General features: G+C 41.8%; 14 protein-coding genes and 1 pseudogene. 9 read left to right on the forward strand and 6 right to left on the reverse strand.

What is annotated here, in order from left to right:
- Positions 1-76: 76 nt before the first annotated feature.
- The 4 genes from ACU6U9_RS19955 (at position 77) to ACU6U9_RS19970 (ending at position 3,670) form a co-directional block, all read left to right on the forward strand.
- Positions 77-901, forward strand: coding sequence for an arylamine N-acetyltransferase family protein (locus ACU6U9_RS19955; RefSeq protein ID WP_446736721.1), 825 nt, complete (start codon positions 77-79; stop codon positions 899-901).
- Between the two features lie 12 nt (positions 902-913).
- Positions 914-1,828 carry a DMT family transporter gene (locus ACU6U9_RS19960; protein ID WP_446737208.1) on the forward strand — a complete coding sequence of 305 codons (915 nt, stop codon included), beginning with the start codon at positions 914-916 and terminating at the stop codon, positions 1,826-1,828.
- On the forward strand, positions 1,825-2,415 hold the full coding sequence (locus tag ACU6U9_RS19965; RefSeq protein WP_446736722.1) for a Crp/Fnr family transcriptional regulator: 591 nt from the start codon (positions 1,825-1,827) through the stop codon (positions 2,413-2,415). Before ACU6U9_RS19960 ends, ACU6U9_RS19965 begins: the two co-directional genes overlap by 4 nt.
- A 220-nt stretch (positions 2,416-2,635) precedes the next feature.
- The gene (locus tag ACU6U9_RS19970) at positions 2,636-3,670 is read left to right on the forward strand and encodes a fatty acid desaturase (protein ID WP_446736723.1); all 1,035 of its coding nucleotides are present in this window, start codon (positions 2,636-2,638) and stop codon (positions 3,668-3,670) included.
- Between the two features lie 96 nt (positions 3,671-3,766).
- On the opposite strand, the gene ACU6U9_RS19975 is transcribed toward ACU6U9_RS19970, so the two are convergent.
- Positions 3,767-4,261: an asparaginase domain-containing protein gene (locus tag ACU6U9_RS19975; protein WP_446736724.1), complete on the reverse strand. Its 495-nt coding sequence runs from the start codon at positions 4,259-4,261 to the stop codon at positions 3,767-3,769.
- A gap of 169 nt (positions 4,262-4,430) precedes the next feature.
- Between ACU6U9_RS19975 and ACU6U9_RS19980 the strand changes: the two genes are divergently transcribed.
- The 4 genes from ACU6U9_RS19980 to ACU6U9_RS19995 are packed head-to-tail and all read left to right on the forward strand — an operon-like array spanning position 4,431 to position 8,775.
- The gene (locus ACU6U9_RS19980) at positions 4,431-4,958 is read left to right on the forward strand and encodes a (2Fe-2S)-binding protein (protein WP_446736725.1); all 528 of its coding nucleotides are present in this window, start codon (positions 4,431-4,433) and stop codon (positions 4,956-4,958) included.
- Positions 4,955-7,168 carry a molybdopterin cofactor-binding domain-containing protein gene (locus ACU6U9_RS19985; RefSeq protein WP_446736726.1) on the forward strand — a complete coding sequence of 738 codons (2,214 nt, stop codon included), beginning with the start codon at positions 4,955-4,957 and terminating at the stop codon, positions 7,166-7,168. The genes ACU6U9_RS19980 and ACU6U9_RS19985 overlap by 4 nt, the downstream gene beginning before the upstream one ends.
- Before the next feature lie 9 nt (positions 7,169-7,177).
- Entirely contained in the window at positions 7,178-8,164 is a 987-nt protein-coding gene (locus ACU6U9_RS19990; protein ID WP_446736727.1) for an XdhC family protein, read from the forward strand.
- Positions 8,152-8,775, forward strand: coding sequence for a nucleotidyltransferase family protein (locus ACU6U9_RS19995; protein ID WP_446736728.1), 624 nt, complete (start codon positions 8,152-8,154; stop codon positions 8,773-8,775). The genes ACU6U9_RS19990 and ACU6U9_RS19995 overlap by 13 nt, the downstream gene beginning before the upstream one ends.
- 38 nt (positions 8,776-8,813) lie before the next feature.
- Here the strand turns inward: ACU6U9_RS19995 and ACU6U9_RS20000 are convergent, their stop codons facing one another.
- From ACU6U9_RS20000 to ACU6U9_RS20010, 3 genes and pseudogenes are all read right to left on the reverse strand, one after another.
- Positions 8,814-9,002, reverse strand: a complete 189-nt coding sequence (locus tag ACU6U9_RS20000; protein ID WP_446736729.1) for a hypothetical protein — start codon at positions 9,000-9,002, stop codon at positions 8,814-8,816.
- Between the two features lie 51 nt (positions 9,003-9,053).
- Positions 9,054-9,896 carry a methyl-accepting chemotaxis protein gene (locus tag ACU6U9_RS20005; RefSeq protein ID WP_446737209.1) on the reverse strand — a complete coding sequence of 281 codons (843 nt, stop codon included), beginning with the start codon at positions 9,894-9,896 and terminating at the stop codon, positions 9,054-9,056.
- Between the two features lie 12 nt (positions 9,897-9,908).
- A pseudogene (locus ACU6U9_RS20010) lies at positions 9,909-11,195 on the reverse strand (HAMP domain-containing protein); the annotation flags it as partial.
- A 110-nt stretch (positions 11,196-11,305) separates the two neighbouring features.
- Here ACU6U9_RS20010 and hrpB point away from each other — a divergent pair.
- Entirely contained in the window at positions 11,306-13,813 is a 2,508-nt protein-coding gene (hrpB, locus tag ACU6U9_RS20015; RefSeq protein WP_446736730.1) for an ATP-dependent helicase HrpB, read from the forward strand.
- Here the strand turns inward: hrpB and ACU6U9_RS20020 are convergent.
- Both ACU6U9_RS20020 and ACU6U9_RS20025 read right to left on the reverse strand, forming a co-directional pair.
- Complete coding sequence (locus ACU6U9_RS20020) at positions 13,810-14,382, reverse strand: hypothetical protein (protein ID WP_446736731.1); 573 nt, start codon at positions 14,380-14,382, stop codon at positions 13,810-13,812. The two genes, hrpB and ACU6U9_RS20020, sit on opposite strands and share 4 nt — an antisense overlap.
- Positions 14,379-16,820 (reverse strand): hypothetical protein, encoded by a 2,442-nt coding sequence (locus ACU6U9_RS20025; RefSeq protein ID WP_446736732.1) that lies wholly within the window; start codon positions 16,818-16,820, stop codon positions 14,379-14,381. Before ACU6U9_RS20025 ends, ACU6U9_RS20020 begins: the two co-directional genes overlap by 4 nt.
- Positions 16,821-17,246: the final 426 nt, after the last annotated feature.

A 17,246-nucleotide genomic window follows, 5' to 3' on the forward strand; every position in this document is an offset into this window, starting at 1 on the left:
AATAAACCTAGGTTTATTACAGCAGGAAACTGTTCGGCTATAGTAAGCAACATAAAACAATTATTGGTAAATAAGAATGACGACTAACCTATCACTTCAAGCAATAACCAATGCGTATTTAACCGATTTAGACTTAACATTTTCAACAGATATTAAGTTCCTACATGAATTACAAAGTAAACATATTGCTCGTTATAGTTTTAATAGTTTGGCCGTTGTTTTGGGTCAACATATCTCTTTAGAAATAGAAGATATATTTGAAAAAATTGTAGAAAAAAAACGTGGTGGCTATTGCTTTGAACACAACAAACTCGTATTCAATGTACTATCAGAGCTTAATTTCGACGTAAAGCTTTTAATGGCTAAGGTGGTTTATAATCGGGATATCGATGTAGCAAGAACCCACCGCATAACACTCCTCAATTTAGCCGGAGATGATTATATTATTGATGCGGGATTTGGTCACTTTGGCGCTCGTCTTCCTGTTAAGCTAGAACTTGAATTAGAACAAGACCAAGGGGATGCGATTTATCGAATCGTCAAAAATAATAAAGGTGATTATTGCTATCAAGTATTGAAAGATAACACCTTCTTTACCCTTTACACATTTAATTTATATGACTATAGCGAAGCGGAATGCTTACCAGCCCATTTTTACTCACATAAAAGCCCCGATGCTGCGTTTGTGAATAATATGGTTGTTTGTCGTAAATTTTATAATGATACTTTGTCGCTTAGGAATAATGATTTTTTTCGTATCAGTAATAATGAAACTATCTCCACTATTATAACGAGCGCCAAGCATTTACATCAAATTCTTATGAGTGATTTCGAGCTGAATTTAGATTTTGCCATTGCAGAGTTTTTATTTTCAAAGTTCATTTCAAAAGATCTCACTTAGATTGATATGAAAATGACTTTTTTACGCTCAAATACATTACTTTTCAATAATTCTCTATTACTACTTTGGGTTAGCCTCATGGCCTCTTCTTTTGTGATTTCAGAGGATTTAATACCTTATGCAAATTCGATTACAAGCACAGGGTTACGGTTCATATTGGCTAGCATTATAATGACTCCTATTATCCTCATTCATAATCAAAAAAACAGCGCTCAATTTAAGATAAATAAAATAGTCTATTTACACTACAGTTTTATTAGCTTATTTTTAGTGCTATTTTTTGTTGGGTTATTTGAAGCGTTAAAGACCACCACCGCAATACGCACCTCTGTGATTTACACATTAGTACCATTGCTGAGCATTCTCCTCACGTATTTCTATCTAAACCTAAAAACATCAAAAACCAAGTTATCCGGTTTTGTATTAGGGACAGTCGGTGCAGTTTTGGTATTACTAACCGTTAATAGAAACGATGCTAATATATTTACATGGCATATAGGTGATGGGATTTTTTTATTAGCCTGCCTGAGCTTATCCATTCATGTGGTATTAATTAAAAAATGGGGATCTGATGTTCCGCCAATACAAGGATCTTTTTACATTATGCTTTTAGGCAGTTTAATGTTAGTACCCTTAATAATATGTTTTGGGGAAATTAATGAAAGCGCTTGGCATTCAAGTAAATTTTGGGAAACACTTATTTATTTAACCGTATTCACAACAATAGCCACTTTCTTTTTGCAACAATATTTGATAAAAAAAGTTGGACCCAATCACTTACTGGCCTTTACTTATTTAATACCGATACTGGTTGTCATTCCACAAGGCTGGGCAGCGATATCGCAACTAATGGATAGCGTATCTGGTATATTCATCACCCTTATAGCACTTTATCTAATCTCTAAAGAGCAGAAAATAATATCGTGAACATACAAAACCAACTTCAAGACTTTACCGCCTACTTTAGTGGCAATAATATCACTATAGACGCAGATGACTTTTCTAAATTTGGCCTCAAGGGTGAGCTCAGACATTATAAGGCGGGGCAGTTTATTATTAACCAAGGCCAGCTTGCACCAAACATCTACTTTTTAATGAAAGGCTATGTCCGTTATTTGAGCTTGTCAGAGGATGGTAAAGAATTCACACAGTCATTCGCCAGTTCCCCAGGAATTGCAGGCTCAACTCGGGCAATGAGCCAACAAACAAAGTCACTATTTAGTATTGAAGCCTTAGATGATGTGCTATGCCTTGAATTTGATTGGCACGTTTTATTTGAAACAATGAAAGACAAACCAGGTTTTTTAATGGCTTACAATTCGCTATTAGAAAACTTATTTATTAAGAAAGAAGAACGGGAGTATGCTTTTGTTCAGCAAACAGCCGAACAGCGATATTTAAACTTTTTAGCAGAGAATTGTCAGCTGCGGGATAAATTACCGCTTAAAATGATTGCTTCTCATATTGGTATTACACCGATAGCACTCAGTCGAATTCGTAAGAAATTGAAATAAAACCAAGAACCATATCTTTATATTTGATGCGTTTTTGATCATATCAATAGGCCTCGTCATGGCACCATCAAATCCCCTTACCTACCAATACGCAGACTGTAAGACAATCAAGCAATTGAGATTAAAGAAGTAGATTTGTACCACTAATAATGAAAGACACCTGCCCATCAGATTGTTAATATTTGTAACCATAAATAACAATAAAAAATAATGTGATGTCATGAACAGCCCAAAGAACCAAAATGCAACGGCGATTAAAAATATTCAGCAGGCCATTCGCCAAGCCGATGCCGAACTCAAACAGCAGTACCCTATTGTTCTACACCAAAATGCCATTGGTTTAACCATTTGCTTGGTCGCTTTGGTCGGCATGGTATTATCTGGCTATGCCTACATCGCGGGTTTGATTCCTGCTTGGGCATGCGTCGTGATATCGGCGTTCTTTGCATCCGTCAGCCATGAGCTCGAACACGATCTGATTCATCGCTTATATTTCCGTAAAAAATTAGCCGTACAAAATACGATGATGGCCATTGTCTGGTTAATGCGCCCTAACACGGTTAACCCTTGGTTCCGCCGCAACCTGCATTTTAGTCATCACAAAGTATCAGGCACGCAAGATGATATTGAAGAGCGTGTATTAGGTAATGGCATGGCATTCGGATTAAAGCGCATCATTATTTCACTCGACGGTTTTTTATCTATCACATTACGTATCAAAGAGCTGCGTGATATGAAGGGCTACCATTACTTAAGCTTTGCTTTTAAAGGCGCTCCATTAGGCCATTTGTATGTCATCGGCTTATATGGCTTTTTAGCCTTTATGCTTTATGATTTTTTAAACCTTAATACCGCCTTGGGCCTGAGCTATTCAGTACAATTTTTAAACGCCATGGATATTCTGTCTATTGCAATGGTCGTTTGGATCTTGCCTAATTTATTGCGCGCGTTTTGTTTACATAATATGACGGCAGCCTTGCACTATTATGGCGATGTGGATTCTCTCATTAAACAATGCCAAGTGATGAATCACTGGAGCTTATTACCTGCTCAATTATTTTGTTTTAACTTTGGCGCAACCCATGCCATGCATCATTTTGTCGTAAGCCAACCATTTTATTTACGCCAAATGGTGGCACATAAGGTTTACCCTGTCATGAAAGAAAACGGGGTTCGCTTCAATGACTTTGGTAGTATTTTAAGAGCCAATCGTTTTGCTAAAAGCCCAGAAGGGCAATTCGTGACTCAAGGCTAAACCCCACTAAACAAAACAAGGTAAACACAAAAAAGCCCGCTTAAGTCATCACATTCTTAAGCGGGCTTTTTATTATTCAGCATTTATCACACGTTATTATTTAGTGCCTTCAAAACGCTTACTGTCGTAGTTCTTTTTTACTTCATCAGCCGCATACACTTGACCACTCATAGCAAGGTAACAACCATCTGGTGTATTGGGTGACATTAATGCACCGACTGCGGTGCCAATATTGAAAATCGCGTCAGTATTCGTAAACGCCGCCGGCTGCATGGCACCGGTAAATACAATCACTTTACCAACTTGCTCGCCGATTGTGTTAGCGCTGTTTACCATGGTATCCGTGCCATGGGTGATTAATATCCGATCGGCAGTTGACGACTCAATGATTGTTTTAAGATTTTCACGGTCTTCATCGGTAAGCTCTAAACTGTCTTTGCGACAGACTTCAACCAACTCCACATCCAGTGCTACATTCATGCGCTCTAAAATATCACCCGCAACAGGAGCGCCTACTTGAAACTCACTAAGGGCATCAAAATAGACTTTATCAAGGGTGCCGCCAGTGGTCAGTACTAATAGCTTTTTCATAATTGAAACTCAAGAAAATGGAACGGGCTAAATAACCCGTCCATTATAAACAAAACCCATTCCAAACCCCAGACAACACACTGTAATTATGCAAAGCGGTATTGAAATCCATTTTTAGAGTCTATACTCTAACCCTAAACAAAAACGACGCTACCGCTTGGAGAGAAGCATGCTGCGCTTTACCTTAAATGGCCAACCTATAGAAGTCGACATTCCAACGGACACGCCCTTGTTGTGGGTTATTCGGGACCATCTCAAGCTCAAGGGCAGTAAATTTGGTTGCGGCATGGGTTTATGTGGTGCCTGCAGCATGCTGGTTGATGGTCAGTCCACGCGCACCTGCATTTTGCCTGTGGCTGCGGTTGCAAATAAACGCGTCACCACTATCGAAGGGCTTGGTAATCAAGCGTTCACCTCTACAGTGCAACAAGCTTGGATCGATCACAGCGTACCACAATGCGGCTATTGCCAAAGCGGTCAAATTATCAGTGCCACCGCCCTATTAACCAATAACCCTAGCCCGTCCGATAAAGATATTGATAACGCCATGAGTGGTAACATTTGTCGCTGTGGCACCTACCCTCGAATTAAAGCGGCCATCAAACAAGCCGCAAAAAACATACAGTCTGGCCAAGGAAAATTACAAACAGTGCAGCATTTTGAACCCGTGATATCTGCGAAGGAGGCTTCATTATGAGCACAACCATTAATACATCGCGTCGTGATTTTTTAAAACACACAACACTCGCGGGTGGCGGTTTAATTGTGGGCATTCCACTGTTGGGTTTATCAAACAGCACAAGTGCCGCAACTCAACAAACCTTAACGCCAAATGCTATTTTACAAATAACACCGAATAACACCGTACACTTTTATTTACCACGCAGTGAAATGGGACAAGGCGTATACACAGGCCTCACCACACTACTGGCTGAAGACTTAGATATATCACCAGCTAACATCACTGTGCATCAAACTGGCCAAAATGATGATTATGTTAACCCTGAAATGGGTGTGCAAGTCACAGGCGGCAGTACCAGTATAAAAGGACATTTTTTACCTATCCGCCAGCTCGCTGCCAATACTCGCCTTGTTATTAGGCAAGCCGCGGCTAAACAATTAAATAAACCGCTGGATACCATTCAAACTCAAGATGGCCAAATTTTTATTCAAGGCAAAACCTTTGCCTATGGTGAATTTGTTGACGTAGCCAGTACGCTTGATTTCCCAGAAAATACCCCTCTAAAACCCGCAAGTGATTTCAAATACATTGGTCAATATAATCAGCGTTTAGATGCCGCAGCAAAAAGTACTGGCACGGCACAGTTTGGTTTAGATGTAGATTTCGACGGGTTAAAAAAAGCGGCGATTAAACACTGCCCTGTTTACGGCGGCACAGTAAAATCATTTGATGACAGCAGCGCAAAAAACATGGCAGGTGTCAAAGCCATCGTTGCTATTCATAATGGTGTCGCCGTTGTCGCTGATCATTACTACCAAGCCAAAAACGCGCTGGCCAACGTGGATGTACAGTGGGAATTACCAGAAACACTCAGCGCATTTTCAACTCACTCTTTAGATTCAAATAATGGCATGGGGTTATTTGAAAATGCATTAAAACAAGATGGCGACAACGGCCACACTGAAGGCGATGCTAACGCCATCAGCAACGCTAAAAAAGTTATCAGCGCACAATATTGGGCCCCTTATTTAGCACACGCCACCATGGAACCCATGAATTGCACGGTAAAAATTGAAAACAGTAAAGTCGATGTTTGGGTCGGCAGCCAAAGCCCCGGCATGGCCAATAACATTGCGGCGCTGTTTGCTGATGTATCTAAAGATGATGTCACTGTTCACAGTACCTTTTTAGGGGGTGGTTTTGGTCGGCGCAGCGCATCTGATTTTGTCGCTGAAACAACAGCCATCGCAAAGGCGACAAAACTGCCTGTGCAGTTAACGTGGAGCCGAGAAGATGATACCCAACACGATTTATATCGTCCGGCCTCTTTAGCAAAATTTAATATTGGTCTAAACGCAGACGGCACCATAAAAAGCTGGCATGTAAAGCGCGTCGGCCCCAATGTTATGCCTTACATGATGGATGAAGCCGTTGATGCTATGGCACCCGGATTTATGCCCAATGCCATGGTCGATTGGCTAAGTAAACGCGGCTATGGGTTGTTCGATGGCTGGGTTGTAGACCCATCAAGCATCGAAGGTTTATTTGAAGATTACGACAGCCCAAATAAACACGTTGACCACATTACAATTGACCCTGGTTTACCCTTGGGTTTTTGGCGCAGTGTTGGCCACAGCTATAGCGGGTTTTTTAAAGAATCCATGATGGACGAAGTGGCCGCGGATCAAAAACAAGATGCGGTGACCTATCGATTAAAGCATTTAAAACATAATCCACGCCTTGCTCATGTTTTAAAATTGGCCGCCGAAGAATCAGGCTGGGGAAAGCCCCTTGCCAAGGGCCGTTTTCACGGCGTGGCCACCCATTCATCATTTGGCTCATTCGTGGCTGAAGTTGCGGAGATATCCGTCAAAGACAATCAGATTAGCGTGCACAAAGTGACCTGTGTGGTCGATTGCGGTACGGCAGTTAACCCCGACGTAATCAAAGCGCAAATGGAAGGTGGTATTATATTTGGTTTAACCGCTGCACTGCATGGTGAAATCACCTTAAAAGACGGCGTCGTTGAACAAACCAACTTTCATAATTACCCAATGCTGCGCATGAACGAATCACCAGAGTTTAATGTAATCGTTGTTGATAGTAATGAAGCGCCTACAGGCGTAGGTGAACCGGGCTTACCTCCCATTGCTGCAGCGGTTGCTAACGGTGTATTTGCAGCCACCGGGAAACGCTTGCGCAGCTTGCCGTTAAAGCTGGCTTAGGAGTTTTATATGCAAGGCTCACAACGAGATGTTTTAAACGGGTGCCTGCGCGCATTAAACCAAGGTCAGCAAGTGACTTTGGTTTCGGTTGCTAAAACATGGGGGACAAGCCCCCGCCCTGTTGGGTCATTATTGGCGGTAACGTCACGTGGACAGTTTTATGGCAGCGTAAGTGGAGGCTGTGTAGAAGAAGATTTAATTGCTCGCCTAACTCAACAACCGTGCGAAAAACCACAGCTGATTATGTATGGTGAAACCGCTGAGCAACGTCATCATTTCGGCTTGCCTTGTGGCGGTGTATTACAGCTGATTATCGAACCGCTTAACAATATTGATGAAGTCCAACAACTCATCAATAGTATTGACGCACGCAGCGCAATTTATCGTCGTGTTGAATTAAATAGCTCAAACACTCAACAAAGCCCTTGGCACAAAGAACACACAATTGAATTGCAAGGCAATACATGGGGCAATATCTTTGGGCCCACTTGGCGCTTATTAATCATTGGTGCTGGCGAAACAGGACAGTTTCTTGCTCAAATGGCTCAAGGCTTAGGCTATGAAGTATTGGTGAGCGACCCACGACCGGAGTATCGAAAAAACTGGCCTCTGACTCAATTTCCATTACTTGAGGGGTTTCCAGACGACATCATCAACGACTTAAATATTGATGAACGCACCGCTATTGTGGCTGTGGCGCACGACCCCAAAGTCGACGACATGGCATTATTAACCGCACTTAACAGTCATGCGTTTTATGTTGGCGCACTAGGCTCGCAACAAAATAATCATGATCGGCGTGAGCGTTTAAAAACGCATTTTGGCTTCACTCAAACACAAGTAGACCGATTACATGGCCCGGTGGGAATTTATATTGGCAGCAAAACACCGGCTGAAATTGCGTTATCGATTTTGGCAGAAGTCACTGCTATCAAAAACGGCGTCACTTTATCACCCTCCACGCAAAGTTTAAGTCAGCACGCATGCAAAGTTTAAAGCCCAGCATTACTGCCCTCGTATTAGCGGCAGGTAATGGCTCACGCTTTGGGGGTAATAAGTTACGCCATGAAATTAAATACACGAATGAGTATGGTCATATCACATCAAAAGCCATGGGGTTAATGAGCGCGCTCAATGTACAGCCTTATGTCGACGAAGTGTTGAGTGTTGTACGCCCTGACGATCACCTATTAAAATCGCTGTTCAATAGCCATAATATTAAAACAATCGATAATCCTGATTACCAAGCTGGGCTCAGCGCATCAATCAAAATTGGTGTAAAGGCGGCAAAATCTGACAATGCCATAATGGTGTGCCTTGCGGATATGCCATTTATACAAGCTCAAAGCTATCAGATGCTGAGTAAACTTTTTTTATCGCAGCCAGACAACATCACTCGCCTTATTTATCAAAAAGACAACCAGAAACAAGCTGGGCATCCGGTGATATTTCCCGCTTCGCAAAAACACGCATTATTGCAATTGCAAGGCGACAAAGGCGCCCAGTTTTTACTAACCACGTTGCAGATAACATCTGCACCATCAGATGATAAAGGCATTATTTTTGACATTGATACGCAGCAGGATTTAATCACTCACAAGCAATAAAAAAGCCAGCATGGCTGGCTTGTTTAAATTAACGGGCATTATCGTTTTTTGTTCTTGGCGTTTCGCTTTTTCTTTAAATAGTCTTTTATGGGTGTCGCCTTGGTGGGCAGTGCCATTTCAAACCGCTGCGCCATGGCTGCGACTTTCTCTTCTTTGCGGTCAAGCTCTTTTGCTTCACGTACTGAGTCAAGCGAGACTACTTTTTTACTATTGGCATCAGGAGTCATAATTCACCTCTGCCTCATAATACCCCTGCGCCATCACCGCTACAATACTCGTTATGTTTTAAGCGACGCCAAATGATGATCCAGTGTGGCCATCCCTTTCTCAAGATCACCACTTGATTGATTACTCTCACCAGCCAGACTGGCAAGGGCCTGCGCTGCATCACCAATAATAGTAAGGTTTCGGCTGATCTCTTCACTCACTGAGCTTTGCTCTTCAGCGGCGGTGGCCACCTGTGTAATGTGATCAGCAATATCGCTGATATCCCCCACCACAGATGCCAAAGAATCATAGGATGTCTGGGTTTCTTCCATGGCACCTTTGGCTTTAGAGGTACCTGATTCAATCACGGTTACAGCCTGCTTAACCCCGCCTTGCAGACTTTGAATCATCTGGTTGATCTCTTCTGTGCTGGTTTGTGTTTTCGATGCCAAACTGCGCACCTCATCGGCCACAACAGCAAAGCCTCGGCCCTGCTCACCCGCTCGTGCGGCTTCTATCGCTGCATTTAATGCAAGCAAGTTTGTTTGTTCTGCAATGGCGCGAATAACATCAATGATTCGATTGATATCCTCAGTACGAGACGCCACCTCTGAAATAGAGCTGCTGGCTTGTTGCATATCATTGGTTAGCTCTTGCACCGTATTGACCGAGCCTGATAACGATTTTTGTGATTGCAGCACTGTTTCACGTGCGTTTTTCGCGCTATTCGCCACTTCAATTGCGACTTGCGAGACCTCAGAAGCGGTTGCGGACATTTCATTTGTGGCGGTCACAACGCTGTCAATTTCACGCTGTTGATCGTTCGTTGCTTCCAAGCTTTTCTGATTAATTTGTTTGCCCTTTGTAGCCGTTTGCTTAGCTGCATCGCCAACTAATTTAAGCTGCTGAACCATGTCTCGTAATTTCACAATAAACTTATTAAAACCGTTGCTTAATGAGATTAATTCAGCATGGGTATTCAAACGGATATCTTGGGTTAAATCGCCATCGGCACTGGCTAGATTTTGCACCATACGATCAAGTTCTTTTATTGGGCGCACAATTGAATTAATAATCAGTACAACAATCGCAATCACTATAAGCGTTACAACTAGGGCAATAATCACAGCGCTACTGATAATTTCTAATACATTGCTGTCAATAGTTTGAATCAATTGGTTTGTATTGGCTAAAACCACTTCTTCAGGTAATTCAATTAGAATTGACCACACATTACCGGATGCGTTGATCGGAATATGCGCCGCTACAAAGTACGTTTTATCATGCAACCATGTTTTGTTTTCTTGCTTGTGTAGCTCATGCAATTTACCGTCAAATGTGTCACGAGACTCAGACAGCGGTCGAGTAAGCTTGTCTTTGTATTTACTTGATGCCGCAACCAATCCTCGGTCACTGAGCAGTGTAATACTACTCTGACCGCCATAAAGGGCTTTTGATCTTTGATCAATTATTTTTTGAAAAATAGGCAAATTAACATCTGTACCCACCACGCCTTTAAACTGATTATTGACAACAACAGGCACCACCAAGCTCGTCATTAATTCGGTATAACCCTCGCTGATTTCATAAAGATATGGGTCCATAGCGCAGGGCTTTTTTGAATCTTTTGAACACAAAAACCATTCTGATTCACGGATACCAAACTCGCCCACAGAGGTGTTGTATTTATCAACCGAGTTTTCAACTCTCGATTGCTCCACATTGCCATCAGGCGTTCGAATCCAGTACACCTCTAATGCGCCAGAATTAGCAACGGTGTGAATTAATTCACTCTCTAAAAATTCTTCATCACGAGCATCAAAACCATTCGTTTCAAACTGAGCATAAATCGAGCTCACATCGTTGTGTGCGCGAAGCGTAGACGCAGCCAAACTGTTAACTTGTTCGCGGGTTAAACGATATTCAGCATCTTCACTGGAAATTTGCAAAGACTTAGCAAGACTGAGTGGCACCCTAAACGCACCATTAATATAACCTGACACCTGATGACCAATTTGATTAGCCTCGCTGTTTAAGCGGCCAATCAACTCTTCCTCTAATGTCGCACGGGTTTGCGATACCAGCTCGTTTTTCATCTGGTCAAGGTTGAATGATAGGTTAACATTCAGAATAACAACCAAAACCAAAAAGGCGGTAATTATCGCCCCCAACAGCTTGTTTTTTAACGGTAATGATCGCAACGACAGCTTCATTGGACTTCCTTCATTCTACTAAATTTGGCCATTCCTTTGATAAGTATAGACAAGAGCTTAGGTTTTGCAGGGACTTGTATTCCCGCGCTCACTAAGCATAATGCCTGCCCATGACTGACTTACCCATACACGCTATTTTGCCTCAGGTGATATCACACCTTAATCAACACTCTCGCCTGATTGTTCAGGCGCCTCCTGGTGCAGGCAAATCGACAGGCCTACCTTTGGCACTATTAGAATTACTCGATCAAGATAACGGTCAAATATGGTTACTAGAGCCAAGACGGCTTGCTGCACAGCAAGTTGCAAGACGCTTAGCACAAGGCCTTAACGAAGAGATTGGGCACACAATTGGTTTAATGACTGGTGACAACACCCGCCTAGGCCCAAACAACCGCATAGTTGTTATGACAGAAGCCATATTAAGTCAGCGCCTTGTTAACGAGAACGATATACCCCAATGCGCCATTGTAATATTTGATGAGTTCCATGAGCGGAATCTACATACAGATTTAGGGCTGGCGCTGGCGTTGCAATGCCAAGAATATTTACGCAATGATTTAAAGTTAGTAATTATGTCTGCCACCCTAGACACTGACGACTTAGCAACACAACTCAATAGCCAAATAATTAGTAGTGAAGGTAAAAGCTTTGATGTGGCGATTGAATATTTACCCAGTAAATCGAATCAGCATGCTACGTTATCAGGCCAAGTTAAACATGCAATTGAATTAGCCCGCTTAAACCCCAACTATTCACATGGCGATATTTTAGTTTTTTTACCTGGTGTGAAAGAAATCCAACAATGTTTACGAGTATTATCTGACACCTTTGCTGATGCGATTAAACAGCAAACACTCGCGATCCAGCCATTACACGGCCAATTAAACCCAGAGCAACAAAATAAAATATTCAGCAATACAGACCAGCAAAATATTATATTAGCCACAGACATTGCCAAAACCAGCTTAACCCTACCTAAAGTCACAATCGTCATTGACAGCGGACTAGAAAGAACCAATCAATTTAATTTGCGTATGGGCATGGATGAGTTAATTACGATTAGCGCCAGTCAAGCCAGCGCTATTCAACGAGCCGGCCGAGCCGGCCGTGTACAAGCCGGATTATGTTACCGCCTATATAGCGAAGAAGATTTTAAACGTCGCCCCTCGTTTAGCCCACACGCAATCGAACGCAGTGACTTATCACCGCTGAGTGTAACGTTGGCCGCTTGGGGGAGTTTAACGCTAACGGACTATACGTTTCTTACACCTCCGGATAAACAAAGCTACTCAAATAGCATCGAATTATTAGACCAGCTAAATGTCATTAAAAATGAAACACTGACGCCCCACGGCAAAACAATTTCAGCCTTAGGTTTACACCCACGCTTGAGTCATATGATCATTAAAGCCCAAGAGCTAAACATGGCTTATGATGCATGCCTGCTAGCGGCTATTTTAAGCGAAGGTGACCCTTTATTTTTTGACGAACAACACTCTGATATCTCTATTCGCTTGCAGTTATTTGAACAAAGCGCTCTACCTGCTTACTTTGAACACGCTAAAGTTAACCTTAAAAAAGCCAAGCGCATTATTCAACTGGCCAATAAATTTGCAAAAATGCTAAACATTACAGTTAAAAAAGTGAACAGCATGAATAGTGGTCTCTTACTCATGCTGGCCTACCCTGATCGTATTGGGCAAAAGCGTGGTAAAGGCTATCGTTTGCGTAATGGCATAGGCTGTCAGCTTCATCATTTGGATGCACTGCCATCATCCGATTATTTAGCCGTGGCTCACATATCCCAATCACAACAACAGGGCCTGCATGCTAATAGTATTATTCGTTTGGCAAGCCGTGTGACACTTGATGAAATTGAGCAATTATTTTCTGAGCAACTTCATTCTTCTTGTTCATTACAAATGAATGAAAAACAACAACTACAGCAAGTAAAACGACAAAGCTTAGGCGAACTAGTATTGCAGGAGTCCGTTAGCAAGGCTGATGCATCACAAAAAAATGCATTTTATTTACAGACGTTTTCAGAAAAAGGGTTGTCGTTCCTACCGTTTAAGGACGAACACAAGGCGATGTTACAGCGGCTACAACTTGCCCACGAAACATATCCAGAGCAGTTTAAACGTTTTGACGAGCCTGATCTTATAAGCGACAAATCCAACTGGCTTGAGCCTTTTTTACATACGGCAGAATTAAACAAATTAGATTACAGCCAAGCATTACTGAGCCGACTAGACTGGCCTACCCAGCAAAAACTAAATGATTGGTTTCCTAAAAGTTATGAATTACCAACTGGTCGCCATGCGAGCATCGACTATTCAGAAAAGCCCCCTGTGGTGCGTGCAAAGTTGCAAGAATGCTTTGGGCTCGCACAATCACCTACAGTGGCGCAAGGCAAGGTCACATTAAATTTGCACTTGCTATCACCTGCACAACGACCATTAGCCATGACACAAGATTTAGCGTTTTTTTGGCGAGAGGCATACCCAGAGGTCAGAAAAGAAAACCGAGGGCGCTATGCTAAGCACCCATGGCCAGAAGATCCGTTAGCCGCTGTTGCCAGCGGACTAACAAAAAAGAGAATAGAAAACGGTTAGTTTTGACACTGCCAAATAATCTGTGATTTGTAATCCGCTACGTCATCCGCTATATGCTTAGGTGGTTGTTTTTGCGCCTGACGATTAGACCATAGAATAGTGCAATTTGGCTCAGTACCCATAGAAAATGAAGAGACAACATCCGTATTAAACTCACTCAACTGATTAGAGCGTGTATTCAACAATGTAAACTGGCTGCCCGACAACTCAAGCTTCCAGAAATCAAATCTGAGCCATTTTTGATAAGAGCTTGCTACCCAAGTCGTCACCCCTGAAGGGGTCACCAACTTAAGTAACAAATCTTGGCCATCAGGATGGTTTTTTCGAGACAGCTCTACCTGACAATTATTGCATTCAAATTGATCTAAAGGCCAATTTTGAACCCTAACCGGGCCCAAATTAGCAACCTTATTAACAATATTAATCGACTCTGTACCAATAAAACTTGGGCCAGTAAGATCAAACAACGACTGCTCAATACGATCACTTATTTGGGCTTGCTCTGCATTGGTTTGACAACCCATTAACAGCGTCAAACACAGGCAAGATATAAATCCTTTAACAATCATTGTGATGTCATCTGCTCACGTAAACGTTCAAAAAATGCGGCTGATGGCTTAAATTCCTGCGCAACAGGTGACCTATCATTGCCCACATTATCCGGCATTAGTAATGACTCCAGTTTAGTATCTCGAACTGTATTCAATGAAACGCCTGTATTGCTTCCACTAGAATAACGTTGAAAATTAAGCTTAATGTTACTCCAATCGTCATGATCGGTCCAAGTTAAGATTTTTTTCTTATCAACAACAACGTTAACTGCAGCTGTTTTATTAGTCGTGTCAGCATCACAATCATAATCCACAGGATTTGAGGCAATCTGCCCTAACCCTAGCGTTTCATCTATTGATGATGTGGTTATTAAAGCCGCATTACCGTGCGAGTAATCAATAATAAAATCATTAGTTCTATGGGAATTATTTAAAGTCCCTGTCGCACAATCAGCATCACCAGAAAAATAATGTTCATAATAACGATCCCCCTCATTACTGCCAATTTCAGATAAACCATCTAGCTGATACAAGTAGTTCATAACACTAAAGTAATTAGGCTCATGATTTTTACCATCATTAGTGCCGCCATGATAAAGACCTAAGTTATGACCTAGCTCATGCATCAAGGTACTGGCTTGGTAGTTAATTAGGGTATTCGTATTTGCAACATTATTTGAATTGAGCCCCCACTCACCTAAAGAAACAATAACGTCATTACCATTTAATTCAGCTAGCCCTGACGAACCTTGCAACCCATTTTGGGTATTCGCAAAAATTAAATAATGAAAAATCTGCAAGCGCGCATAATCCATATAGTTTAATTTATAGTCATACAAACTCGTCGCTGTATCGAATTTCATTGCATCAACAAACGGAACTTCTTCACCGCCGCCTAAATCAAAATTGGCAGGATTAGTACCCACGGCAGAATCGTATAAATTACCCACATCAAAATGCACAGCAATACCTTGAGCTGCAAAGGCATCCACTACTTTTTGCAGCGCTTCTTTGCGTGGTGTAATACCTTCATCCGCAGATTGAGCAAATCCATTGGTTGCATCCATATAGTCTATTTCAATAAAAATATCTTTTTGACCCTTACGTGCACCCCAATCATAAAGCGGCAAGCCTGCAAACGTACTACCAGGTTCTTCGCTGCAATCTGGAATACCATCAGCATCAATATCAGCCGTACAAGAGACATCATTTACACCGCCAACAGTAGCAAAGTCATAAGATGACCAATCACTTTGCGAATTAGTATCGGTGTTCGAACTATCTCGTCCAATACTATGACCATATTGATTAGCAGCCGAAGGCAATGCTGGGGCATATGTACCGCCCCAAGCAGATGATGTGGTAGGCAGGTAAGAATCGCCAAATGTTACAAAGTCATCTGTTATGCCTGACTTTAATAACTCAACATAACCAGTCGCCGTCCAATAAGGGAATTTTGTACCGTCTTTCACATAAATTACACGATCATTTGACGCAAATACTTCCTTAGCATCCTGTGCACGAATCACAATATATTGCCCTGACGCAAGCATTACATTTGGCAATGAGAACTCATGAGCAGTTGAATAAGCATAACCACTATCTGAATATCCTGATTTAAATGTGTAATCTGACATATCGACAGTGAATGCTGTGGGGTTGTATACCTCAAAAAAACGCAGTGTGTTTGAATAATAAGACTCACCTACTTCAGTAATAAGTAGCCCACCAACAGACGTGTTAAACGTATTTACTACACTTGTCGCCACACTTTTAGAAAAAAGATTTTCAACACCTGTTGTCACTTTGAACTTGTATTCCTCATCGTCATCAATTTCAGACAAAGCCTTCATCGTAATCGTACGATTAAAATTAGATGGCACCGCCGACTTAATACCAATACAATTCGAAAAATTATCTTTTGAAATTTGCACAGTACCAAAACACGCACCAGCAGAATTGTTATAAGTTAGCGTGCTTGTCTTAATGGGATCATCGGAGGAAACTACAAACGTTGTACTGGCCGACACATTTGAAGCGCTATTACTTGGCGATAATGTTATATTTGGTGAGGTCTCATCACTAAAAGATAACGTCACGGTTGCGACTAACGATGTATTTATTCCATCCGTTAGCTGGACAGTAAAGCTATCGCCATTAACAGCCTCCGTTGCTGAAGGATAATATTGGAACAAAGAATTTCGACTATCAATGACAAAGACATAGCCATGTGATGGCTGTGAAACAATTGAATAGAAATAGCTACTGGGTACGAAGCCAGCATCTGAAGTGTTCAAACTAAAGTCAACCGATGTGTCAAATCTCAAGCCCGATTTAGTTTGATCATTAAGAACAGGGACTTTAGCTTTTTCCTCCCCTAAGCCTCCCCCGCCCGACCCGCCACAGCCAGATAGAAAAAACATTAATATAACCAACAATCCAGCTACTTTAGTCACACGCTCACCGCTACTATAAAAAAATGCATTATAAGCTTAGACAAAATGCGAAGGGAAGTCTGTTGTGCAATGTATACTGATATTCAAGAAAAGGTCACATTTCAATCAAATAACACTTGCTTTTAAGACATTTAATAAACGGCTGGCCATCCTCACTTTGATTACGTGAGGCCCTAGAACACAGCGAGCAGTGCCAAATAGCTTATTCAGTGGAGACTTACACACCCGATGACGCCACTGGGATTCGAGAATACAACACGATACCAACATCCACCTAGTCACCCACAGTGGTGCAAAACAAGATCATATTAAATTTACATTTACTATCACCTGTACAACGGCCACTAACCATGACAAAAAATTAGCGTTTTCCCAGCGGGAGAAACGCCCCAGAATTAGAATAGAAAATCAAGGAGACTATACTAA

The organism is Pseudomonas sp. HK3 (assembly GCF_052920985.1).